This is a genomic window from Thermoplasma volcanium GSS1 (assembly GCF_000011185.1).
GTDB lineage: Archaea > Thermoplasmatota > Thermoplasmata > Thermoplasmatales > Thermoplasmataceae > Thermoplasma > Thermoplasma volcanium.
This window is the reverse complement of record NC_002689.2, coordinates 1,231,933-1,255,513: the sequence shown is the minus strand read 5'-3', so window position 1 is coordinate 1,255,513 and position 23,581 is coordinate 1,231,933. Positions and strand designations below refer to the sequence as shown.

General features: G+C 39.6%; 21 protein-coding genes and 4 tRNA genes. 18 read left to right on the top strand and 7 right to left on the bottom strand.

Going from position 1 to position 23,581, the window contains the following annotated elements; translation table 11 throughout:
• Positions 1-667 precede the first annotated feature (667 nt).
• From TVG_RS06415 to TVG_RS06405, 3 genes are all read right to left on the bottom strand, one after another.
• Positions 668-955 (bottom strand): hypothetical protein, encoded by a 288-nt coding sequence (locus tag TVG_RS06415; protein ID WP_048054024.1) that lies wholly within the window; start codon positions 953-955, stop codon positions 668-670.
• A 427-nt stretch (positions 956-1,382) separates the two neighbouring features.
• Positions 1,383-1,817: an Lrp/AsnC family transcriptional regulator gene (locus tag TVG_RS08190; RefSeq protein ID WP_010917454.1), complete on the bottom strand. Its 435-nt coding sequence runs from the start codon at positions 1,815-1,817 to the stop codon at positions 1,383-1,385.
• Positions 1,818-2,330: 513 nt separating this feature from the next.
• Positions 2,331-3,020 carry a metallophosphoesterase family protein gene (locus TVG_RS06405; protein ID WP_010917453.1) on the bottom strand — a complete coding sequence of 230 codons (690 nt, stop codon included), beginning with the start codon at positions 3,018-3,020 and terminating at the stop codon, positions 2,331-2,333.
• Positions 3,021-4,292: 1,272 nt separating this feature from the next.
• Between TVG_RS06405 and TVG_RS06400 the strand changes: the two genes are divergently transcribed.
• From TVG_RS06400 to TVG_RS06390, 3 genes are all read left to right on the top strand, one after another.
• On the top strand, positions 4,293-5,459 hold the full coding sequence (locus TVG_RS06400; RefSeq protein WP_010917452.1) for a mandelate racemase/muconate lactonizing enzyme family protein: 1,167 nt from the start codon (positions 4,293-4,295) through the stop codon (positions 5,457-5,459).
• Positions 5,460-5,971: 512 nt separating this feature from the next.
• Complete coding sequence (locus tag TVG_RS08855; protein WP_010917451.1) at positions 5,972-6,262, top strand: transposase; 291 nt, start codon at positions 5,972-5,974, stop codon at positions 6,260-6,262.
• A 194-nt stretch (positions 6,263-6,456) separates the two neighbouring features.
• Positions 6,457-6,750, top strand: coding sequence for a hypothetical protein (locus tag TVG_RS06390; protein WP_156769117.1), 294 nt, complete (start codon positions 6,457-6,459; stop codon positions 6,748-6,750).
• A 58-nt stretch (positions 6,751-6,808) separates the two neighbouring features.
• Here TVG_RS06390 and TVG_RS06385 read toward each other — a convergent pair.
• Both TVG_RS06385 and TVG_RS06380 read right to left on the bottom strand, forming a co-directional pair.
• Positions 6,809-6,880 (bottom strand) — tRNA-Cys (locus TVG_RS06385).
• A gap of 82 nt (positions 6,881-6,962) precedes the next feature.
• Positions 6,963-7,631 (bottom strand): 16S rRNA (pseudouridine(914)-N(1))-methyltransferase Nep1, encoded by a 669-nt coding sequence (locus TVG_RS06380; RefSeq protein ID WP_010917449.1) that lies wholly within the window; start codon positions 7,629-7,631, stop codon positions 6,963-6,965.
• Between the two features lie 78 nt (positions 7,632-7,709).
• On the opposite strand from TVG_RS06380, the gene TVG_RS06375 reads away from it, so the two are divergent.
• The 5 genes from TVG_RS06375 (at position 7,710) to TVG_RS06355 (ending at position 10,858) form a co-directional block, all read left to right on the top strand.
• Entirely contained in the window at positions 7,710-8,300 is a 591-nt protein-coding gene (locus tag TVG_RS06375) for a cob(I)yrinic acid a,c-diamide adenosyltransferase (protein ID WP_010917448.1), read from the top strand.
• Positions 8,301-8,323: 23 nt separating this feature from the next.
• Positions 8,324-8,396 (top strand) — tRNA-Val (locus TVG_RS06370).
• Positions 8,397-8,539: 143 nt separating this feature from the next.
• On the top strand, positions 8,540-9,049 hold the full coding sequence (gene ppa / locus TVG_RS06365) for an inorganic diphosphatase (RefSeq protein ID WP_010917447.1): 510 nt from the start codon (positions 8,540-8,542) through the stop codon (positions 9,047-9,049).
• Between the two features lie 284 nt (positions 9,050-9,333).
• Positions 9,334-9,657: a winged helix-turn-helix domain-containing protein gene (locus TVG_RS09015; RefSeq protein WP_010917446.1), complete on the top strand. Its 324-nt coding sequence runs from the start codon at positions 9,334-9,336 to the stop codon at positions 9,655-9,657.
• 40 nt (positions 9,658-9,697) lie between these two features.
• Positions 9,698-10,858: an RNA-guided endonuclease InsQ/TnpB family protein gene (locus TVG_RS06355; protein ID WP_241760271.1), complete on the top strand. Its 1,161-nt coding sequence runs from the start codon at positions 9,698-9,700 to the stop codon at positions 10,856-10,858.
• Between the two features lie 22 nt (positions 10,859-10,880).
• Here TVG_RS06355 and TVG_RS06350 read toward each other — a convergent pair whose 3' ends face one another.
• Complete coding sequence (locus tag TVG_RS06350; RefSeq protein WP_010917444.1) at positions 10,881-11,579, bottom strand: winged helix-turn-helix domain-containing protein; 699 nt, start codon at positions 11,577-11,579, stop codon at positions 10,881-10,883.
• A 131-nt stretch (positions 11,580-11,710) separates the two neighbouring features.
• Here TVG_RS06350 and TVG_RS06345 point away from each other — a divergent pair, with 131 nt between their 5' ends.
• The 10 genes from TVG_RS06345 (at position 11,711) to TVG_RS06300 (ending at position 23,485) form a co-directional block, all read left to right on the top strand.
• Entirely contained in the window at positions 11,711-12,802 is a 1,092-nt protein-coding gene (locus tag TVG_RS06345) for a replication factor A (protein ID WP_241760270.1), read from the top strand.
• Entirely contained in the window at positions 12,799-13,614 is an 816-nt protein-coding gene (locus tag TVG_RS06340) for an RPA family protein (protein WP_010917442.1), read from the top strand. Before TVG_RS06345 ends, TVG_RS06340 begins: the two co-directional genes overlap by 4 nt.
• A 64-nt stretch (positions 13,615-13,678) precedes the next feature.
• Positions 13,679-13,752 (top strand) — tRNA-Lys (locus TVG_RS06335).
• Positions 13,753-13,772: 20 nt separating this feature from the next.
• Positions 13,773-14,036, top strand: coding sequence for a DNA-directed RNA polymerase subunit H (locus tag TVG_RS06330; RefSeq protein WP_010917441.1), 264 nt, complete (start codon positions 13,773-13,775; stop codon positions 14,034-14,036).
• Entirely contained in the window at positions 14,033-17,620 is a 3,588-nt protein-coding gene (locus tag TVG_RS06325) for a DNA-directed RNA polymerase subunit B (RefSeq protein WP_010917440.1), read from the top strand. The genes TVG_RS06330 and TVG_RS06325 overlap by 4 nt, the downstream gene beginning before the upstream one ends.
• A complete protein-coding gene (rpoA1, locus tag TVG_RS06320) occupies positions 17,617-20,277 on the top strand; it encodes a DNA-directed RNA polymerase subunit A' (RefSeq protein ID WP_010917439.1) in 2,661 nt (886 codons plus the stop codon). Before TVG_RS06325 ends, rpoA1 begins: the two co-directional genes overlap by 4 nt.
• Before the next feature lie 41 nt (positions 20,278-20,318).
• Positions 20,319-21,815 (top strand): DNA-directed RNA polymerase subunit A'', encoded by a 1,497-nt coding sequence (rpoA2, locus tag TVG_RS06315; protein WP_048054143.1) that lies wholly within the window; start codon positions 20,319-20,321, stop codon positions 21,813-21,815.
• A 9-nt stretch (positions 21,816-21,824) separates the two neighbouring features.
• A complete protein-coding gene (locus TVG_RS06310; protein ID WP_010917437.1) occupies positions 21,825-22,253 on the top strand; it encodes a transcription termination/antitermination protein NusA in 429 nt (142 codons plus the stop codon).
• A gap of 77 nt (positions 22,254-22,330) precedes the next feature.
• The gene (eif1A, locus tag TVG_RS06305; protein WP_010917436.1) at positions 22,331-22,702 is read left to right on the top strand and encodes a translation initiation factor eIF-1A; all 372 of its coding nucleotides are present in this window, start codon (positions 22,331-22,333) and stop codon (positions 22,700-22,702) included.
• Between the two features lie 12 nt (positions 22,703-22,714).
• On the top strand, positions 22,715-23,485 hold the full coding sequence (locus TVG_RS06300) for an RIO1 family regulatory kinase/ATPase (protein ID WP_156769116.1): 771 nt from the start codon (positions 22,715-22,717) through the stop codon (positions 23,483-23,485).
• A 2-nt stretch (positions 23,486-23,487) separates the two neighbouring features.
• Here the strand turns inward: TVG_RS06300 and TVG_RS06295 are convergent.
• Positions 23,488-23,562: transfer RNA gene (locus TVG_RS06295), tRNA-Met, on the bottom strand.
• Positions 23,563-23,581: the final 19 nt, after the last annotated feature.

Below are 23,581 nucleotides of genomic sequence, written 5' to 3'. Positions count from 1 at the left end.
AGCACAAACTATTCACTTTGGTATGTGAATTGCTAAGGTACACGCTTCGTGTATGAATATTTTTACGATGTTGGAGTTGTAAATGTATAGTTAGGTGGCAGCAGTATACAGAGTTCGATCCAGTATGGTATCACGACACCCATTAGCAACATAGAATGATTTAATAGCTTGCATCGATAAACTTCTGCCCAGGCTGCCCAGGGAATAGGAAATATTGGATCACAATTTTATCAGTTATCTTCACAAACCCTTTTAGAACAGTATACTGATTCAGACTCATCCTGGATTATCTTTGGAACAGGTCTGGGTAATATTATGCTGGCATTTACGCTGGCTGCACTAGTTGGAACGGCTCTTGCAGTGGTATGTCTCCGCCTTGGTACTTGCAGTTTGGCATTGGTCTCTCCTTATCCGCCGGATACATGCAATATGACGCCCCTACAAATTATGACATTAACGCTTATGTAATTTTGTCGGGTTCACAGTGAGACATGCCAACGGATACACCGGTTATGTACCAATGTTGGGAATTGAAGTATAGTTTTCATACAGATAAACACCATCTCTTTTTTCCCTACACTCAGGAATAACTCAGTAAGGTAAACTTTCTAGCACCTTCATATTTTATTGTAATACTCACAGCAAACGCCATAAGGAAAAGATACTTCTATTCTACCTCAAATGGAGACATCAAATCACTCTTTTCCTTAAGATGTTCTTCCAGCATGTCGACGGATATGGGCGCGAATGCGGATAGATCTTCTGGAACTAAGTCTATCCTAGGTTCTGTCTTGATCCCGTCCAGAATGTCTTGCACTTCTGTACTGTTGCTGATCGAACCAGTGTATTTCTCTACTATTGGTTTGATGGGCCCATAAGCACCATAGTGGAGGACACGGGCGCCATTTTTGCTGCTTTGATAGCATCTAATACTTCCGGCATACTGGCCCCACATTTCTGGGGTAGTTTGATGTGTATCAGTGCAGAATCACTCTGCCCATTTCCAGGCAACACCGAAAGGGCCTTTAGTGCCAGAGTTTTTTAGGTAGGTGTGTTCTTCCAAGTTATAGCGTAGTATTTTCTGGAAACTGATCTTTTGCTATTTCAACGTTATGTTTATCGAGTAGTTTTATTACCTTGGCATTGCACCAAGGGTTGATTTAGCGAAACGTTGTATTTCATCCATATCATTCTACATGATCGATGAGTAGAACTACCATACCAAATATGGCTTGACAATTTTTGTTAGATATGTTTTCAGAGTTTCAAAATTTCATTTTCGTGTTGGAATAAGAAATCATACACCTTAATAATCGAATCGTACAAAATCTGGTAAAGAGGGAAGATATGAGGCAATTCACTAAAGAACAGCTACTAATCATCTAAATAATTTCATCTAATACGACCTCAAAATCTACATCAAATACTCCAAACTTAGGGAGTATTGTCCTGGCATATTCTCTGATCTCTCCACACTGCTTACCTATAATCTTTATGTGGAAACGTCTGGAACCTGTAGTTATTATAAATTTTTTGATCCTTTTGTCTTTCTTTGCTTGTTCAACGAAATCGTCTATTTTATCTGGTGGTACATTGAAGCCTATGATTGCCCTGCATGGAAGCCCGAGTTTATCGTAGTCTATTTCTGCCCTGCAAGATTTAATCACCCCTCTCTTCTTAAGCGCTAAAATCCTGTCCCGTATAGTCCATAGGCTCTTTCCTGTCATTTTGGCAATTTCTTCGTATGTCAATGAGCAGTCAGTCTCAAGCATCTCAACTATATCTAAATCTAGCCTGTCTATCTTAAAAGGCCTCATTGGTGCTTAATCATACCTTACTATATAATCGCATAATAATGTGCTCGGGCCTTCTTAGGATTTCCTTTGATTTCTATGAAATTTTACGGTTTAAAATTAGGTCATCTATTTTTTATAATTCCGCACGAGTTAGCTACTGTTCTAAGCCTTTCAGCATTTTATAAGATCAATTTCAAATAGAAAGAAATATTTTGTTTCTATCAAAAAAACCAATAATAAGGTGAAGTCTGTAAATAGTCACATGAATAATGTACCGTTAATGCTGAGATATACCATATGATGGCTTCTATATGTACGAAACTAATTACATCATGCTTGGTTCTTGTAATATATTTTCATTTAACTTGGCTAGTCTTATATATTTCTATGAATTGGAGTTATTGTTGGTACTTTTATAATCTGTAGTTCTACTAGAGTTTGACCATATGACGTATCTATGTTAATATGAAAATATACATTCCACGAGCAAACGGCGAACTCAATATAATAACATGTGACGAAAAATAAGGAGAATCAAAAATAGAACTTCCTCAGCTGATCCAGATATGGCGATCCCTCTGGGATGATTTCCTTGATCTGCTTCCATGTGGTGTTGTTGTCGTACTTGAACCTTTTGAAGATTACTTCGTCAGCATCTGTATCCCATATGGCATACATTGGCCTCCAGTCTCCATCACGTGGCTGTCCAGCGCTACCTGGATTAATGATTTTGTTCCTATACAGCATCTGGAAATGTGTATGGCCAACCATTATGAGATCGTACGATGAATATCTCTTATCTTTCCAAACCATCTCCGCCTCAGTAGCAAAGAGATAGCCAAATAAATGATTATTCGGAGATGCGTGCGTCATTAAAATTTTTCTACCATCTATCTCCGTATCTACGAACTCCTTTAATGAGCTAAGTCTTTTTAGATCTTCACTGGACAGGCTCGGAAGTGTAACTTCTTTCCTGGAAAATTCGCTCAGATCGTGCATATCTGGCGCGCAATTACAGTCTTCACCCGTCGCAGCTGCATAATCATGGTTACCCATTACACCATAATCCATGTTTTCCATAACCAAGTCCAGGGTCTCTGCTGGCTTTGGGCCATAATCTACAACATCTCCAAGAAATATTGCAATGTCAAATTTTTCCCTCTTGATAACTTCCTTCATAGCTTCTAGGTTTGCATGGATATCTGAATAAATTATCACCTTCATACATCATCATGTTACGATAATATAATATGATATTGTCATATATACTGTCAATACATAAGCGTAATAGCAGAAAATTTAGTGTTCTAAATGTTGTGTTTTTATAAAGGATGCCTCACATGGAACATGTCCATTTCTCTTACATGCATTTATATTATCCTTTTAGTGTTGTTGGATGATATTTATTCTCCTACTTATCTTATGTTCGTTAATTCGATGGGATTAGTAGAATGTATCGATCTCCTTATTTATTCGGACAATAGTATTTTAGGAGTGAGTTTAAGTTCTTCCCCATATTGTATATAGGCTTAGTATACTTCTCTGGCCATTTGTTTTTGAATTCATCGAACATGCTTATTGCTTCTTCTTTAGTTCGTAATAGCAATATTTACTTAAGACCGGAATAGATTTTATTTATATTGTGATCTCTTACATTTGATTGGAAATTCCTTTATGCATGAATTGTACGTAAATAGAAATAAGCTCTAGGATACAATTCTTTGATCTCTTCCCCTATTTCGGGCATGTCCACTATGAACAAAGCTGTTGGTTGAAGCCTCTCTTCATTAGATCGATCAATACATTTCCATATGCTGTATTATTTCCTATGGGATTCATGTAGAATCCTAGGATTTTTTATTATCCGTTATATCGTATAACCATTGCAAATATTACATGCCCGTTTGTACTGTATCCCTTCTCAATGAAAAGAACATTGAATACATGAAAATTCCAACGTATCTTTTATACAATTTCCGTTGTAAACATTTCTTATTTCCGGAACTGTTATGTCTGTTATTCGTGATATTATTGATCTGCTGTATCTATTGTGAAATGATTATTCTAGGATATCAGCAATCTTCCCTGTTGATATATCCTTTGAATACATTGATATTATTCTGTGCGTACCAATATTCCTCTAATACTTGTCTAACAAAGCAGTATGGAATTAATTTTTACAATCTGTACGCACATGTATCATCGATATTTCCATACCTTGCTCCAAAATCCATCTCGTAAGAACCGTTTCTTTGCACTCCTTTTTGTTCAAGGAATTTAGGGAAATAACAGTTTATTAGAGATTACGTAAATTATTTTAAAGCCGATAGAACTATCCCATATACCTCTTTATCCAGTTCTTCCACTAGATCTTGCTTCCTCTTGGAAAAGGTATTTTTTATGAAATTTTTATCATTATCGTACGAGAATGAGACAAAATTTGGATACTATTATTAATTGGACAAAAAAACATATTCTTTAAAAACATAGTCATTTATGTATGAGGAAAAGATTACAGATATTAGAACATATATAGTGAGAAATCCTTGGAAGAAATGGGTCTTTCTTGAACTCATAACTAATGATGGTACCGTAGGTACAGGGGAGGCTACAGTTTATAATGGACAGTTTTCTCTTAAGGAAAGAATAAGGGACCTTGGGGATCTTATAACTGGAGCTAATCCGTTTGAGATAGATAAATTCGTAACTAACTGGATGTTGAGGACATTTAATAGAAGCAAAGATCTTATTAGTATTAGTTTAATGAGTGGAATAGAAACAGCATTATGGGACATAATGGGTAAACACTTTGGATGCCCAGTTTATACTTTTCTTGGAGGAAAATTTAGAGATAGAATAAAAGTATATGCCAATGGTTGGTATACTTCAGCAGACACCATTGATGATTGGAAAAAACTCGCATCAGGTGTTGTATCAAGGGGATATAGAGCCCTTAAATTTGATCCTTTTGGAGCGGGATCTGGTTTTCTTGACGATAATGAATGGAATAGAGCAAGAGATATAATTGAATCTGTCCACGATGCAGTTGGCAAGAACGTAGAACTCTTAATAGAAGGACACGGTAGGTTCAATAGATCTACAGCTTTAAAGATTGCCAAATATCTAGAAGGTTTTGAAAATATAGGTTGGTTTGAAGAGCCAGTAATTCCAGAAGACATCGAAGGAATGGCGATGATAGCCAGATCCACTAGTATCCCAATAGCGGCGGGAGAAAGATATGTTACGAGGTTTGATTTTATTAAACCATTTGAACTAGGTGCAATTCACATTGCTCAGCCAGATGTTATTAATACTGGTGGCCTCTTTGAAGCTAAGAAAATAGCCTCAATGGCAGAGGCTTATAACATTGCAATAGCCCCCCATCAAGCTGAAGGTCCGGTGAATACTTTTATTACAATGCAGTTCGATGCGACACTTCCTAACCTTAAGATCCAGGAAATGTTCGACGAGTACGCCTATCCCGAGTGGACGTGGGATATTGTGGACAGCAAACCTGAAATAATATCAGGTTATGAGAAGGTAGAACAAAGACCGGGAATAGGAATATCACTCAAGGATCGCGTGAAAGACTATCTTGCTGATGAGACAAACAAGGATTTCAATCTTTTCAGTGAAGGATGGGAAAAAAGAGGTTTTACATAGATGGTGGATTATGGCGATAAGCTATACCCATGGGATCGATTCCCTCACTAGGAGTCCTTTTACTACTCACGTAAATTGAAAACTTTATCGAATACTCTTTAGTCGGAATGACATTTCTGCTTGCTATAATGCCTATTGCATTTGCCATATGGGTAATAGTTGGTGGTATTTTTATACATAATAAAATGAAAAAAATTCAACATAATGATATTGTCCTTGACGAAGAGCCAGAATGATAGACCTCCATGCAGTAAACAACGAAATTACCACTCTTTATTCAATAGAAACCATTGTTACAATAGATTCTTTTATGATCCATATATGCAAGCATTCAACTGCAGTGAGGAGAAAAGTATGGGTAATTACAAAGACCCTATATCCGGATGGTCTAAGACCACAAAGGGATGGTCTTATGGTAGAAAATGCCATATGTCAATTGATATAGATTATCCCATTATAATGGAATGACTTGTTACAAAGGGAAATATGCATGATTCGTTTGTATCACCGATATGGTAAATTCTATTAGAAATTTCTCATATATTCTTGCAGATTCTGCTTACGATGCATCTGATATTTATGACTTTGTGTTTGAGAACACACATCCTTTACCAATAATTGATACCAATAAAAGAGGGGGAATTATTCCTGATAGGTTACCCGTAAACAGGAAAATAGGTATTGACCTGAGAAAAGAAAATGCTTCAATGTATCCTCTTAGATGGGAAATAGAGCGTACTTTCGGCATACTTGAAGAGATACTGAAGTGCGAGAATATCAGGTACACTGTGAACAGACACTAAGATACTGCGATAGGCCTGAAAGCAATTACGTACAATCTCGTGGTGATATCAAACAGAGAAGCGGGGGAAAAGCCAAGGTAGATAATGAAAATCGTCTCTTGCTAAAACATGAAACACCCTATTATCGAACAAAGCTATATAAGAAATAGAAAAAAAGAACAAGAAATGTGCGATAGAAGTGTCATTACCATGATTTGCAAATGTCAATAAAATATGTTGGCAAGATATTAAAAAACAATGGATACGCATTTCACGTAGTTGCTAATAGAATAGTAAATACTGTTATACTTCCAACATCCTATGCTATAAAGGATATATTCGAATATTATGGTTTTGAATATATAAAAACATATATTAGAGATATACCTAACAAAAGGATGCCACCAATGAATAGCCCTACTAATGTTGCTGGGGAGACATCTAAAACTATGCTAAAAGAACACATAGTAGCAATGAAAAAAAGTGATAATATAATTAATATAGATTAGAAATGTTAAGATGCTTACTCTTTTCTTTAAATAAATATTATTGCACTTAATTGCATTAAGGATAGGTAGGGAATTGAACCCTAGTAAATGGGATCTGCAGTCCCACGCATGACCACTCTGCCACCTATCCGTGGAATCGCTATATTGCGGCTATATTTTACTCTTTCTCTCCAAAGAATATTTTGACGTGAGCAGGAAAGAATAAATACCAACTATAGAAGACCAATTGCTCTTTCATAGCTCGCAACGATCTCTAATCCAACAGACCATATCGTAAGCTCATCCCTGAATATAGAGTATTTCTCTGGAATATTTGAAACATCCGACCTAAAATCTCCCTCTGAAAACCCGCCTATAATTGCTGCGATATCTTCTGTACTTATAAATTCCGAAGGCTTTTTAAACTCACCTTTTGGATGAAGTAGTATCGTTCTATCTTTTTTTAAGGATTCAAGAAGTTCGTCTAGTTTCATTCTTTCGAGCGAAAGCAATGTCTTTCCATTGTTAGTTATGATCTCTTTCTCGAAGAGGTCTTCAAACAGTCCGATAAATCTGTTATAAGATTTAGGCATTCTCGTTATAGGACTTATTTTTATTACAAAATCGTTCCGCGTGTGAATATATGTTCTTAATAGGTTTTTCCTATTAAGTATGGATTCTTGTGCCATCTCAAGAAGGATGTATATAATGTCTGGCCTGCCTCTTCTTTTAGATTCACCTGGATAATATTTATCTATAAATGCGTGCATATAATTTGAGTCAAGTATCATCCTGTCAACTCTTTTATTTCTTTTCTTAGCAAATCTTCTAACTCCTGGATCATCTAACATCTCTTCTGGTATAGTTTCGAGTTCAGAATCTGCTACTATAAGGTGAAGCATACACTAGCATATTTAATGGATTTATTACATTTGGCTTTATCCATGTTTTAAATACAGAATAATGATAAAACATTCAGTATGCAAGATGGAAAACTTGGTCTTATCGATGTATTTACCGGTGACGGAAAGGGGAAAACTACTGCAGCTTTTGGGCTTGCATTTAGGGCCCTTGGCTGGGGGTACAGAGTATATGTGCTACAGTTTATGAAGCTTGGTACATATGGAGAAAATAAATCAGCTATAAAGTTCGATGATGGACTTATCGTGGACTTCGTTGGCATGCCCTATTTTATAGCATGGAAGGGAGACATCCCAGATGAAGACTTAAAAAAGGTTAAAAACGTATTAATTTGTGAAAAAGGAAATCCACCGAGTGAATACAGAGAGGCAGTACTTAACCATTTTAATCGATCATTAGAAGAGTTAAAGACAGGAAGATGGGACATATTTATATATGATGAAATAAATGTGGCTTTATATTACTCTTTATTAAAAATGGATGAAGTTATGAGGATATTTGAATTGAAACCGGAGCACACGGAACTCGTATTTACTGGAAGGAAGATGCCTAAAGAGATTATGGACAGAGCCGATCTCGTTACTGAGGTCTCATCCCCTAAACATCCCTACCAGAGAGGAATACTAGCAAGGAGAGGAATAGATTTTTAAATTAAATCCAAATCACCTATTAAGGGCTCGTAGTCCAGTGGTTACGACGTCGCCCTTACAAGGCGGAGATCACCGGTTCGAATCCGGTCGGGCCCATTCTACTTGAAAATCATTAGCTTGCTGATTACAACCAGTGAGCGCAGTGGAAATTACGAATGCGGTTTAATTTTTAGAATTTTAATTATGTTTCGAAAGCGCAATTAAGTTAAATTTTAATATAAAGATAGGCTAAAGCATGCATGAAAAACAAGCAGACTGAGGATTTTCCAGAAAGTTTCTACGTAATGATAGAAATACCAATGGGTAGCAATTGTAAGTATGAATATAAAGAGGAATTGGATAATATAGTTTTGGATAGGGTTCTTTTCACAGCTATGACCTATCCTGCCAATTATGGCTTTGCTTTAGACACAAGAGGAAAGGACGGAGACCCATTAGACGTTCTTGTATTTTCGTCTGTTTCAATAAATCCAGGAATAATAGTGAGGTGCCGTGCCATAGGAGTTGCAGAAATGAATGATGAAGAAGGAGAAGACAATAAGATACTAGCAGTCCCTGTTGATAAGGTAGATCCAGCTTCATCGATAGTTAGAAACGAAAGTGATATACCTGAATACCAAAAGGACAAGCTCAAGCACTTTTTTGAACACTACAAGGAGCTCGAAAAAGGCAAATTTATGAAATTCCATGGATTTAAAGGAAGAGATGAAGCCGTAAAGCAGCTAGCAGAGGCCAGGCTCAAGCAATAGGTCCGAAGGTTTGATTTAGATCGCCTATAGATTACTTCAAAACCAAGTTGATTTAATTTTTATACTTTATCTTTAATTTTTTATTGTATAATGATAAAGGATCTATAACATCTATAACAAATTAGCTCAAATAAGATTGTATTAACAACTAAAACCGGAAGAATATCAACTAACTAGAGATGCCCAGCCCTTCTCGTGCGTATAGTATAATGCTACGAATTTTTGTGTAAAATTTTGGAATTTGAATTACAAAATATTTATTAATTTGAAATCAGTTTATTTTTATGCAAAGAAATCTTAATTTTCATTTTGTGAAAAGAAACAGGGAAAGGAACGAAATTATGTTAGATATACTTAAAATAATCTACACCAATAACGGAGAAGTAGGAATTACGAAATTAATATTTAGTTCCAATACGAATTACAAGTTTATCAAATCCCTAACACAAGATTTATCTAATGCTGGTTTGATAAAGACGTACCAAAATAAAGCAAAGCACACCTTTACCATAACAGATAAAGGCAAAGATATAATTGAGAGGTACTACAATATAAACTTTTTGAATTTAAGACATTTGCAAATCTTAGTTGATCTATTAATCCTTTGACCTGTAAGTAAATTTATGTATGATAGTGGTATATGTATTTGTGTACGCTTTCAAGGCCGTAAAACAGTATTTCTATCCTTCTGATAACCTGAAGGTGCTTATGCATAAGTTTACTGATATGGTCAATTTCACGATAAATATTATGATTGAGAAGAATCTTACATCAAGAAATTCTGTATCGAATGAAGTTTATCATAAACTTAAGGAATACGAGATACCTTCGTATTATTATATAGAAGCCATTAACAAGGCAGTTGCACTTGTGAAGACATACAGGAAAAGATTGAAGAAAAAGCAGAAGGCAACCGTGCCTCACGTCGAGAAACCAATGCTATCCACATATTATGGGTTTAAGATAGTTGGCGGAAACATAATGATCCCAATAGCCAATAGGGAATACGAAAGCATACCACTGAATGCATATGTAAGAGATGCAACATCGATGGTGAAAGTGCATTCTTTTGCTTTGTCGGCGTACACACTCTCTCTCACCATAGGGAGGGATGTCGATGCTATTGAATGCACCACTACAGTCGGTGTTGATCGGAATTTAAGGAATATAACAGTAGGGAATGAATTCCATCATGAAATATACGATCTCTCGAATATAGTTGAGATCAAGCAACGCTACAGGAAGAAGGAATCCCATTTCCACAGGAATGACAGGAGGATTCGAGAGAAGATTTTATCAAAGTATGGAAAGAGGGAAAGAAACAGGGTAAAGCAGATCATGCATGAAACAAGCAAGGCAATTGTCTCTAACGCATCCACGAAAAAAGAGATGATCGTCCTTGAGAACATTATAGGAATAAATCAGATTACAAAGAAGGGCGATGGAAAAGGGAAGGATTACAGGTTCCTTCTTAAGAATGCGTTTCCATATGGAATGCTTGCATCCCAGGTAATGTATAAGGCATCATGGGAAGGCCTTCCTGTCATAGAGCTGACAAGAAAGGAAACAAGGAACACCAGCAGGATGTGCTCGGTATGTGGGTCACTGACCCGAATAGAGCATGGCAGGATCCTGAAGTGTGATTCCTGCGGTCTTGAGATAGACCGTGATGTGAATGCATGCATAAACATTGCATTCAGGTATCGGACATGTCTGAAACGATCCCATAAAGGCCTGCCAGGTGAAGCTGTGAAGCAGTCAAAAGATGTGGAGCAGATGGCAGGAAGCCAAATATCGATGGATATTTGACAAAGCCGAATTTAAGGAATCCCTAGATTTTATGGAGTTCACTATGAAGTTTTGAATAATTGCGGAGGAAATTCTCCCCGAGTGGCGTTATCATCACATTTTTTTGTCTTCTACCGTTTTTAATCTTTACCATACCAGAATCAAGTAGCCCCTTTACTATTTCCTCGCCTTTTTTGTAATTTAAATTACATCTGAAAAACAATCGTGTTAAGGGAAGGCCTCCTTCAGCATCTTTAAGATAAGAGAGCATTTCTAATACCATGGCCAATCTCGTACGCTTTTTCTTTAGCAAAGATAAATTGTCCTTATATCTCGTGGAATCATTTTCTTTTATAGGCCTATTTTCATCCAGGCTCAATAAACTATCGTCATATGAATTGAACAATGTGTTAGGAATAAATACGATTATGTTCCCATCCCACATCAATTCATTCAATTCTTGAAGTATGGCAGGGCCATAATGAAGGACAACAATTTTTATTCTCGACTGAACATCAAGCGACTTTTTCTCAAATTCCTTTAGAAGTGCGGAATCAAGGGTATCTTTAGCTATCATGATGGGTATGGTCGTTCCATCTTCGTTTATAATAGCAAAATCAAAAAAGTGTTCATTTCCTGATAACCCTTTTATACGTACATTCGAAGCAATCCTAAATTTACCTTGAAAATTAATGGACTTGTTGTATATAGGCTCTAAATTTTTTTCACCTTCTTTGCTCAATTTCCATCAAAAATGAATAGTTTTAATCGCATTTAAGTATTGCTACTAATTATCACAAGTCTAGAGATTATTTTACCTAGGAACCGAGGCACTCCATTAAAAAGAATAAATAGGTATTTGAAATAAGCAGGATGATTGGTATTGTTATGCTGTCAAAAATTGCAAATATAGATGCAGCAAGGCAGGGGTTAGATCTTAAGGTCAAGGTCTTGTCTTTGAATAAAAAGACTATAAAAAACGACAGGGGAGAAACGACATACTTCTATGGAATAATCGGCGATGATACCGGTACCGTATCGTTTACTGCCTGGTCTTTTCCGGCAGCCGTAAAGAGTGGTGATGTAGTGGAAATAAAGAATTGCTACTCTAGTCTATACAACGGAAAGATCAGAATATACGTAGATAGCCGATCACAGGTAGTTTTAAAGCCAGACGAATATTTAGAAGTGAAGAGGACTGTGGAGCTTGTTAAACTTAGGGATCTTTCCCTTACGACACCGTATGTATCTGTGATAGGCAGAATCTCCGGAATAAAGGAAAAAAACTATGACAGTGATAGGGGATCGAAAATAGTTTATCAAGGATTCATAGAAGACGAAACCGCAAAGGTAAGAATATCATCATTTGGAAAACCCTTGAAAGATGGTGAGATAGTTAGAGTGGAAAATGCGAGGGTATCTCAGTACAACGGGTACATGGGCATATCAATAGGAGAAAACTCAAGCATCGATAATGTTCAAGCACAGATTGAAGTAGGATCAAGGCCAATTTTTATTGCAGAGATAAAATCACCGATAGGCGGTGTGACTATAACGGGTTTTGCAGTCAGCGTGGGACAGGGAAGTAGAATATTCACGAAGTGCAGCATTTGTAAGAAGATACTTGAAGATGGCAAATGTAAGGATCATCCACGGGCCCCCGTATACTTAGATATTTTTGGTTATTTTTTACTCTCAGACGGCACTGGTTCGCTTACCTGTTATTTGAACAAGGACAGCTTTTTGCCATACATAAAGATGGATACTGAGGAATTCAAATCGCAGGCATTTTCCATGAATCCTAACATGCTCATAAAGAAGAACATACTTGGGAAATGCCTATCAGTAACGGGTGATCTTAGGCTGCGGGATGATAAGATCACCATGAACGCGAGTTCAATCAAGGAAGCAGATGCAGATTCTGTAAAGGACATAGAAAAAACAATACAGGAGGAGTTCCAATGATGAACAAGAGAGAGCAGGATTATTGGATATTTTCTGTTGAGTTAAGGGAATCAAAGGTGAGCGAAGAAAATGGGAAGTCGATCGTTATAACTCCGCTTGGATTATCCGCGAAAAGGATATTGATAGCTGGCACTGTCTCATCAAAGCAAAGCGATGATCGAATGGCTAGAATATCGCTAGCTGATCCCATAGGAAGCTTTTATGTTACAGCATTTTCAGGAGGATTTAATCCAGAAGAAAAGGCAATGGTTGACTCGCTGGAAGTAGATGACAAGGCCATGGTTATGGGCAAGATAAACCCGTACCGCACATCTGAAGGAGTATATCTTTTTTCAATCAGACCAGAGCTTGTTTCTAAAACAGGAGAAGATGCTCTTAGGCTATGGACTCTGAAGGCTTATTACTTTGCCAAGCGCAGAATATATGCAATTAGAGAAGCCCAGAAGCTTCAGGATCCTAAAGCAGATGAATTGATAAGCTTAGGGTATTCAAGAGTTGAAGCTGAGGCTGCTATTTCATCGATCAAAAATTTTCCAGGATACGATTATCAGAGAATACTTGAAGCAATAGAAACAGCAATTTATTCGGTTTCGACTCCTACCCAATTGCCGGAAGTTAGATCGAAGATACTGAATTACATAAAGGAAAACGATACGGATGGAAAAGGCTGCAAGTATGAAGACATTGTTATAGCAGCTAAGAATATGGGGATAGATCAAAGCACTACTGATGAAATACTGAACACGCTTGGATCGTCTGGAGAGATCTTCGAAATTTCGCTTAAGAGATACAAGGCGGTTGAACCGGAATAATCCATTAATGAGATCAAGCCTAAAAATGTTTATTAATCGCCTCGTTATGTAGGCTTCTAATTATGGGCCCGTAGCTCAGCCAGGTAGAGCATCTGGCTTTTAACCAGGTGGTCAGGGGTTCGAACCCCCTCGGGCCCGTTCACGCGTGGTGGAAGAAGATGGCAAAATTTAATGTATTAGATCATAATCTCGTTCCGGAACATCATATTGTGAGTGAAGAGGAGGAGAAAACCATACTGAAGGAACTTGGTATTGAAAAGGAATTTTTGCCGAGAATAAGTCCAAACGATCCTGTAATAAAGGCTTTGGAGGCAATTCATGGCAAGATAAAGGATGGTACGGTTATTAAGATAATAAGGAACAGCCCAACAATGGGCCATTCTGTTTACTATCGCGTTGTAGCATCTGAGGTGTTTAAGTGAGAGAGATTGTTGATGCTTATTTTAAAAAATATGGAATTGTAAATCATCAGCTCGATTCAATGAATTCTTTTTATGCAAGCTCTGATAACCCCAACAGCGTTATGCAGCAGATCGTAGACGAGACTAAGGTATCGGACGATGCAGACCCGGGGTTTTTTGTTTTGGATCCAGCTAAGACTGGTGGGCACGACATAAGGATATACTATGGCCGTGTAAGAGAAAACGGGCATTATGTCGGAGAACAAACAATATTTGTCGGTAAGCCTGAAATAAAAGAAGCTTCCGGCGCTTCGAACCAGATAACGCCAAATGAGGCACGTCTTAGAGACCTAAATTATATGGCTCCGGTTACTTTAAAGCTCAGAATAGTTGAGGACGGTATAGAAAAGGGAAGCGAAACCATAAAAGTTGGAGACATACCTGTGATGGTAAGATCCAAAATATGCACGTTGGCTGAAGGCAATTTAGATCAGTATATTGAGAAGAACAATGGCCCAATTGGCCTTTCGCGCAGGGAAAAACTCCAATATGTTGGTGAAGACCCTGACGATCCAGGAGGTTACTTTATAATAGGCGGATCTGAGAGAGTGATCGTTTCCCTGGAAGATCTGGCTCCCAACAAGATAATGGTTGAATGGGAGGATCGCTATGAGAGTAAAGTTGAGGTCGCCAAGGTATTCTCACAGCGTGGAGGTTTCCGTGCCCTAACATCTATGGAAAAGGGCTCAGACGGAACTATAAATGTATCGATTCCAAGCGTCGCCGGAACAGTGCCACTAGTTATACTTATGAAAGCATTAGGTCTTGAACGTGATGTAGACGTCCACGATGCAATAGCATCAGTTCCTGAAATGGAGCCGATCATATACGCCAACATAGAGGATTCTAAAAACCCAAAGATTTTGCCGCCGAACGGGGTAAATACGACTGAGGACGCTATATCATACTTAGAAAAGAGGTTTGCTGCAGGCCAGGCGAAGGAATTTAGGGACAAGAAGATATCTCAGATGCTTGATCATTCACTTCTTCCACATCTGGGCGATTCAGCATCTGATAGGATTAGAAAGGCTATTTATCTTGGAAGGATGGCCCGTTCTCTACTTGAACTAAGCCTAGGCATAAGGAAGGAAGACGACAAAGACCACCTGGCAAATAAGAGGATAAAGCTTGCCGGGGACCTTATGGACGAACTGTTCAGGAGTGCATTCCAATCCGTGATGAAGGACCTAAAATATCAGCTAGAAAAAACTTACAACAGGAAGAGAGGGATAAAGATTCGGCCAGCCGTAAGGCAGGATCTGCTGACGCAAAGAATACTGCATGCTATGTCAACAGGAAATTGGATCGGTGGCCGTACTGGAGTATCGCAATTACTTGATAGAGTCTCTAATCTAAGTACAATAAGTCACCTGCGCAGAATAATATCTCCGCTTACCAGGACACAGCCTCACTTCGAAGCTCGTGATCTACACCCTACTCAGTGGGGGAGGATATGTCCCAACGAAACTCCAGAAGGCCAAAACTGCGGCCTTGTTAAAAACGCAGCCCTTCTCATCAACGTAACTCAAGGAATAGATTCTGAAACTGTGATGGAGATCCTGAAAGGTATGGACGTTAAGGAGGTCCTAGAGGAAAGCCCAAACAAGGGCAGAGTATATCTCAATGGAGATTTCGTGGGTTACCACGACGATCCAAGGTATCTTGTCCGGAGATTAAGAGAAGAACGTCGTGCAGGGCGTATATCGGACGAGATCAATGTAAGGTATGATGATAACACAAATGAGGTCATTGTTAACTGCGATAGGGGCAGGTTGAGAAGGCCGCTTCTTGTTCTTAAGGACGGCCGTACCGTGATAACCGAAGACATGATAGAGAAGCTGAGGAAGGACGAGTACAGCTTCGAAGACCTTGTTAAGGTTGGTGCATTAGAATGGCTTGATGCAGAAGAAGAGGAAGATGCATACGTAGCAGTGTATGCCTATAATATACCCGAAAAATGCCCACACTGCTCGAGTTACCTATACAGATCTATGGTTGACTGGTCTAACCCAGGCTCCAATAATATTATCCTTGAGTGCGGATTCTGTTACAACAAATTCGAAGTCCCATCGCTTATAACTCCGGAGCACACACATTTAGAAATAGACCCAGCAATGATACTTGGTGTTGTAGCATCGATAATTCCGTATCCTGAGCATAATTCTTCACCAAGAATAACTATTGCATCTGCGATGGCAAAGCAGTCTCTTGGCTTTGCTCAATCTAATGTGAGGATAAGACCCGATACGCGAGGACACCTGCTTCACTATCCTCAGGTTCCGCTTGTACGTACTCGTGTGATGGAATACACGCATTACGACAGAAGGCCAGCAGGGCAGAACTTTGTAGTGGCCGTTCTATCCTATGAAGGTTACAACATACAGGATGCACTGGTTATAAATAAGGCTGCAATAGACCGTGGACTAGGAAGAAGCACATTCTTCAGGACTTATTCAGCTGAAGAGCGAAGATACCCCGGCGGTCAGGAAGATAAGTTCGAAATTCCCACTCACGACGTAATAGGGGCCAGGGCGGAAGAGTATTATAAGAACCTCGACGAAAGTGGAATAATATACCCAGAAGCATATGTAGAAGGCTCTGACGTCCTCATAGGAAAGACCTCACCGCCGAGATTCCTAGAGGAAGGAGAGGAAAGGCTCGGTCCGCAGAGAAGAAGGGAGTCTTCTGTTACGATGAGACCAAACGAAAGCGGTTATGTAGACAACGTTTTTCTCACAGTTTCAGAGAGTAATAGCAGGGTCGTTAAAATAAAGGTAAGGAGCGAAAGGATTCCTGAACTAGGGGATAAATTTGCCTCTAGGCACGGTCAGAAAGGCGTCATTGGATTAGTAGTTCCGCAGGAAGATATGCCGTTTACCGAGGAAGGTATAATACCGGATCTTATATTCAACCCGCACTCTATACCGTCAAGGATGACCGTTGGCCATATACTTGAGATGATTGGAGGGAAAATAGCCTCAAGGACGGGCAAGTTCATCGATGGTACAATTTTCAGCGGGGAACCAGAAAAGAGCCTCAGGGACGAACTTGTCAAATATGGTTTTAGGAAGTCTGGAACAGAGGTTATGTACGACGGAATAACCGGACGTAAGTTCAGGGCCGACATATTTGTGGGTGTAATATATTACCAGAAGTTGCACCACATGGTAGCAGGTAAATTCCACGCCAGGTCTAGGGGGCCTGTCCAAATACTTACCAGGCAGCCAACCGAAGGCCGATCCAGGCAGGGTGGTTTAAGGTTCGGAGAAATGGAAAGAGATACGTTAATTGCGCATGGGGCTGCAATGGTAATAAAGGATCGCTTGCTAGATCAGAGCGATGGCACCGTACTTTACGTGTGTGGTAACCCTTCATGTGGGCATATAGCAATATACGACAGGAGAAAGGGAACTCTTCGGTGTCCAGTTTGCGGCAATACAGGTAACATCTATCCAATAGAGACCAGTTACGCCTTTAAGCTCATGAGGGATGAGCTGATATCTCTCGGTGTTGTTATGCGTCTTATGTTGGGTGATATGAAATGATGGGAATTTCTAAAAGAATTTCAAGTATTAAATTTGCGCTTCTTTCTCCAGACGAGATAAGAAAGTTGAGTCAGGTGAAAGTTATAACCGCTGATACCTATGATGATGATGGGTATCCAATTGAACACGGGCTTATGGATTTGCATATGGGTGTTATAGAACCAGGCCTCAGGTGCGCTACTTGTGGCGGGAAGGTAGATGAATGCCCTGGTCACTTTGGTCACATAGAACTTGCTATGCCCGTTGTTCATGTAGGCTTCGTGAAAGAAATAAAAATGTTTCTTGATGCAACTTGCAAGTCGTGCGGGAGAATAAAGCTTACGGACGACGAGATCAAGACCTATTTGCCTGAAGTCCAAAAAGTAGATTTTGAGACGGGTGATCCGGAAGATATCGAACTTATGACTAAGCGGTTCGTAGATTTGGCATCCCAGCGTATGGTATGTCCACACTGTGGTGCGCAGCAGAGCAAAATAATCCTAGACAAGCCTACTACTTTTAGGGAGGAAGGCACGAATGTAAAGATAACCCCAAAGGAAATAAGAGAAAGGCTGGAAAGAATACCTGATGATGATCTTGTCTTCTTTGGTTTTAATCCTAAGACAGCAAGACCAGAGTGGATGATTTTGACGGTATTACCAGTACCTCCAATCAACGTAAGGCCGTCGATCACCCTTGAAACAGGAGAGAGAAGTGAAGATGATCTAACACACAAGCTTGTCGATATAATAAGGATAAGCCAGAGGTTGAGGGAAAGTAGGGATAACGGATCTCCACAGCTGATTATAGAAGATCTATGGGATCTGCTTCAGTTTCACGTTACGACTTATTTCGATAATCAGACGCCTGGGATACCTCCTGCTAGGCATAGATCAGGACGTGCTCTGAAGACGCTTGTACAGCGTCTTAAGGGGAAGGAAGGGCGTTTCAGGTCAAACTTATCAGGTAAAAGAGTCAATTTCTCATCTCGTACGGTTATATCCCCAGAACCTTACCTTTCGGTTAACGAAGTAGGAGTACCAGAGAAGGCTGCAAGAGAACTTACAGTACCCGTAATTGTGAATCAATTCAACATTGATGAAATGAGAGAATTCATAAAGCGCGGCAGAAACCCTAGGGATAAATATGGTAAATATATGGCTGGGGTCAACTACGTGATAAGGCCTGATGGCAGAAGGATAAAGATTACTGATCAGAATGCAGAGGAAAATGCAAACAGGATCGAAATAGGTTGGACAGTCGAAAGGCAGCTAATGGAAGGAGATATCGTGCTATTTAACAGGCAACCGTCCCTCCACAGGATGTCGATGATGGGCCACACTGTCCGTGTGCTTCCAGGGCAGACATTTAGATTCAATCTTGCCGTATGTACACCATACAATGCAGACTTTGATGGTGATGAAATGAACCTGCACGTAATTCAGAAGGAGGAAGCACGCGCAGAAGCAAGGATAATAATGAAAGTTCAAGAGCAGATAATGTCTCCTAGGTTTGGCCGCCCGATCATAGGTGGAATACATGATCACGTAACGGCTATGTTTCTCCTTACGCACAACAATCCCTTGTTCACGCAGGAAGAAATGATACACATTATGTGCTATGTCGATCCGGATCTTATACCCGATGCTACCATTGTAAATGGCAAGAAATATTATTCTGGTAGAAATATATTTTCAACTATACTCCCAAAGGGGCTAAACCTTAGATTCCGCAGCAAACTGTGTTCTGGATCCTCGGAAACATGTGAGTACGAAAAGGAAAAGGAGGATACTTACGTAACTATAGTCGATGGTAAACTCATCCACGGAACAATAGATGAAGCTGCGATATCCCCGTTCTCGGGAGCAATCATTGACAAAATATTTAGGAAATTTGGCCCGAACGAGGCTGCGAAGTTCATCGACCGCATGACTAGGCTCGCTGTAGGCTTTATAACTTATTACGGATTTTCGACAGGTATAAGTGATTACGATATCCCATATAGTGCTACAGCTAGAATTGAAGAGCTTGTCAACCAGGCCGAGGATCGTATAAATAAGCTTATAGAAACCTACAAGCGTGGCGAGCTTCAACCTGCACCAGGAAGATCGGTTGAAGACACCCTTGAGATAGAGATATTGTCGGAGGCTGGTGTGGTAAGGGATGAATCAGGAAAGATAGCTAGTTCGTACTTGGGTTTAAGCGTACCATCTGTCATAATGGCTAGGTCAGGGGCCAGAGCTACCATGCTTAACATATCAGAAGTAGCCGGTATTGTGGGCCAGCAGTCTGTAAGAGGAGGCCGGTTAAACAGAGGTTATTACAACAGGACGCTGCCCCACTTCAAGAGGGGCGACATTGGCGCTGATGCACGTGGATTCGTTAAATCTTCATATATGACTGGTCTTACTCCAACAGAATATTTCTTCCACAGTATTGGCGGAAGGGAAGGCTTAGTTGACACGGCAGTAAGAACTTCGAGAAGTGGGTACATGCAGCGGCGTCTGATTAATGCATTTGAGGATCTAAAAGTAGATGAGGAGAGGCAAGTCAAGGATACCGTGGGATCGCTCATACAGATTAAATACGGTGAAGACGGAATCGACCCAACTAGAAGCGAAAAAGGCAGGGCAATAGACATCAACTATATTCTGTTCGATGAAAACGCTGGGAGGTGATACTTACGGAAGTGATCATATGGAAAGATACAGCCAAGAATATGTCCCTCTTATCCAAGTCTGTACCTGCTAAATACGCTGTTGATTTTGAGGTGCCAAAGGGAATTACTGAAGGTTATGTGACTTCAGATAAAAAGAGATTCACATACCACGTATCGATATCCTCGGTAGCGCCATATTCAAATGAATCCGATGTAATTCAGAAAAAGAAATCAGGCCTTAAATCTATAATGGAAATCGAAAAAATACAGAAAATTGAACCTATTTCAATAATGGAGTTTAGATCATCTGGAAAGAGGATCGATGAACTTTTGACATACGCCATAGCAGAGAGAGAGACAGCGGAAATAAGGGAGAAGTATGAATACGAAAAAAAGGTCTCGTCGCAGGTGCTTGATGTTATAGCGGAGGCAAAAAAGCTTGGTTACAATATACCTGAGTCTGTCGCTGAGGAAATACTTCGCAGAAAGGAAGAATGGGGAGAAAAGAAATACAGAGAGATACTGAAGAGAATAGGCGAGGAGATCCAGGACGAGCTAATAGATCCTTATGAAGCTGTAGGTATAATTGCCGCGCAAAGTATAGGTGAACCGGGCACTCAGATGACCATGAGAACGTTCCACTTCGCCGGCGTTAGGGAAATGAACGTCACCCTTGGCCTGCCAAGACTAATTGAAATAGTCGATGCAAGGAGAATTCCGAGTACGCCATCCATGACAATATACCTAAAGCCAGAATTTGAAACTAACGATGAAGTTGTCATGGATGTCGTTAAAAGGCTGGAAAATACAAGCGTTAGTGATGTTGCAGATATAATAACTGATATCGGCGAGCTTACAATAACGGTTAGGCCAGATCCGAACAAGATGAATGACAGGCTCATAAACCAAGATGATCTTGTAAACGCCATCTACAAGGTTAAGGGTGTAACTGTGATGGAGGAGTCTGGTCAGATAATAGTGAAGCCACAACAAGAGTCGTTTAAGAAACTTTATTTGCTCCAGGAGCAGATAAAGGCACTCCCGATTAAAGGCATATCTGGCATAAAGAGGGCGATTGCCAGAGTAGAGGGAAAGGAGCACAGGTGGGTTATTTATACACAAGGCTCAAATCTCAAAGACGTACTTGAAGTAGATGAAGTAGATCCTACGAGAACATATACCAATGACATAGTTGAAATAGCTACTGTTCTAGGTATAGAAGCAGCGAGGAATGCAATACTTAACGAGGCCCAAAGAACGCTTCAGGAACAGGGGCTTAACGTCGATGTGAGGCATCTAATGCTTGTAGCAGACATGATGACCTTCAGCGGGTCAGTACGTGCAGTTGGAAGAACAGGTATTTCTGGCAGGAAGAGCAGTGTCTTAGCAAGGGCAGCCTTTGAAATAACTACAAAACACCTCCTCAGGGCTGGCATCATGGGAGAGGTCGATAAGCTGGCAGGGGTTGCAGAAAATATTATAGTAGGACAGCCCATAACCCTCGGTACAGGTGCGGTAGACATTATATATAAAGGCTATCCGAAAACCAAGAAATGAGGAATAGGGATGAAGGAGATAACCGTTGATAATGAAATTATGGCGCATATTGCCATATTTGAGAAGATAGCTAAGGTTGAATTAATGGAATGTGTCGAGAACGAGGATATGGCACTCTTCATTGTTGGAGAGCATAAGATGGCTGAGATGTTCAAGAAAAACAAAGACGTCATTTCTGACTTGAAGGATAAGATCAATAAACATATACTAGTTGCTGAGATATCAAGGGACCTTCTCACCTTTGTGAGGAATATATTCTTCAGGTACGGAGTAAATGAAATTCAGATCAGCTGGAAGAATAATAGAACTGATATAGTTGTTGGTGTCAAGCAAGAGGAAATAGGCAAAGTGATAGGGAAGGAGGGCAAAAACATTAAGCTGTTCAGGGACGCTGTGTCTAGGTACTTCAATATAAACACTATAAGTGTGAAGCAGTAATTTCCTGATGCAGAGTTATAAAATTCTACGTCATAAATAATACCATATTTTTATATCTGTTATACATACAGTTACGAATGAGCCCAGATAAAACTGAAGACGAAGATAAGGACGTTAACGTCGATCAAGATCAATTTAATGAAGAAGAAGAATCACTTGGGAGAGTTATCCTTCCAAACAAGAAAAAAGGGGAAATGTTTGGAATTGTCGAGAAGATGGAAGGTGCGTCTAGATTATCAGTGATGTGCGAAGACGGATATACAAGAAATGCCAGGATCCCTGGTAGGATGAGGAAGAGAATGTGGATTAGGGAAAAGGATCTTGTTATAGTAAAGCCATGGGAGTTCCAGCCCGAAAAAGCGGATGTTGTCTATAGGTACACTAAGACACAGGCTAGCTACCTCAGCAGAAATCATATGCTCCCTGAAGTAATTGATATTTTCAAGTAGAGGTGGTAAAAGATAGATGAATCTGCCCTGAAACAATTAATAAAACTTGATGAATTTGCTTTCAGATCTAACCTTGATAGAAAGACCCTTGACCTTGTTTTTGATCGTAGAACTCTAGAAGCAATTAAGTACGCATTTTCAAGGTACAGTATAGATTATCTCGATTTTCCAATATCTACAGGCAAGGAGTCTGTAGTTTTCCGTGCAGTCAGCGACAAGAGATACGTTGTAGTAAAAGTATTTAAGATGTCTACGCTCAAGTTCATGAACATAAGGGAATACATAGAAGGTGATCAGAGATTTGTGAAGCAGCGCATTGACAGAATGAGCATCATCTCATTGTGGGTAAGGAAAGAGTATACGAATATGCTTACTTTATATGAAAAGCACGTGCCCGTACCACGGCCAATTGGTTTCTTCAAGAACATACTGGTTGAAGGTTATATTGGAACAAAAGAAAAGCCTGCGCCCCAGTTAAAGGATGTTCAGGTCACCGAGGAGATATATACCATGACGCTCGATGGAATTAAGAAGATGCTTTCTGCAAGGCTGGTACATTCTGATCTTAGCGAGTACAACATACTATACCATAGAAGAAGGGTTTATTTTATAGATCTAGCGCAAGCCGTGGATATAGATCATCCTATGGCAACGGAGTTCCTCAAGAGGGATATAAAAAATATATCGACCTTCTTCTCAAAACATGGGATTAAAACCAGCTTTGAAGAGATGATCCAAGATATAAAGAATGCAATTCCTAAAAATTTAGAACAAGAAGATTAAGATAGCGGGGGATGGATTTGAACCATCGATCTACGGGTTATGAGCCCATCGGGATCTCCTGACTACCCCACCCCGCTTTCTTCCATTATCGCATGC

What these genes read in the sequence shown, in the direction of transcription:
- TVG_RS06330 (WP_010917441.1), top strand. Translation starts at nt 13,773, where the DNA reads ATGGCAAAATTTAATGTATTAGATCATAATCTCGTTCCGGAACATCAT.
- rpoA2 (WP_048054143.1), top strand. Translation starts at nt 20,319, where the DNA reads ATGTCCCTCTTATCCAAGTCTGTACCTGCTAAATACGCTGTTGATTTT.
- rpoA1 (WP_010917439.1), top strand. Translation starts at nt 17,617, where the DNA reads ATGATGGGAATTTCTAAAAGAATTTCAAGTATTAAATTTGCGCTTCTT.
- TVG_RS09015 (WP_010917446.1), top strand. Translation starts at nt 9,334, where the DNA reads ATGCAAAGAAATCTTAATTTTCATTTTGTGAAAAGAAACAGGGAAAGG.
- TVG_RS06310 (WP_010917437.1), top strand. Translation starts at nt 21,825, where the DNA reads ATGAAGGAGATAACCGTTGATAATGAAATTATGGCGCATATTGCCATA.
- TVG_RS06345 (WP_241760270.1), top strand. Translation starts at nt 11,711, where the DNA reads ATGATTGGTATTGTTATGCTGTCAAAAATTGCAAATATAGATGCAGCA.
- TVG_RS08855 (WP_010917451.1), top strand. Translation starts at nt 5,972, where the DNA reads ATGGTAAATTCTATTAGAAATTTCTCATATATTCTTGCAGATTCTGCT.
- TVG_RS06375 (WP_010917448.1), top strand. Translation starts at nt 7,710, where the DNA reads ATGCAAGATGGAAAACTTGGTCTTATCGATGTATTTACCGGTGACGGA.
- ppa (WP_010917447.1), top strand. Translation starts at nt 8,540, where the DNA reads ATGAAAAACAAGCAGACTGAGGATTTTCCAGAAAGTTTCTACGTAATG.
- TVG_RS06405 (WP_010917453.1), bottom strand. Translation starts at nt 3,020, where the DNA reads ATGAAGGTGATAATTTATTCAGATATCCATGCAAACCTAGAAGCTATG.
- TVG_RS06340 (WP_010917442.1), top strand. Translation starts at nt 12,799, where the DNA reads ATGATGAACAAGAGAGAGCAGGATTATTGGATATTTTCTGTTGAGTTA.
- TVG_RS06380 (WP_010917449.1), bottom strand. Translation starts at nt 7,631, where the DNA reads ATGCTTCACCTTATAGTAGCAGATTCTGAACTCGAAACTATACCAGAA.
- TVG_RS06400 (WP_010917452.1), top strand. Translation starts at nt 4,293, where the DNA reads ATGTATGAGGAAAAGATTACAGATATTAGAACATATATAGTGAGAAAT.
- eif1A (WP_010917436.1), top strand. Translation starts at nt 22,331, where the DNA reads ATGAGCCCAGATAAAACTGAAGACGAAGATAAGGACGTTAACGTCGAT.
- TVG_RS06415 (WP_048054024.1), bottom strand. Translation starts at nt 955, where the DNA reads ATGTGGGGCCAGTATGCCGGAAGTATTAGATGCTATCAAAGCAGCAAA.
- TVG_RS08190 (WP_010917454.1), bottom strand. Translation starts at nt 1,817, where the DNA reads ATGAGGCCTTTTAAGATAGACAGGCTAGATTTAGATATAGTTGAGATG.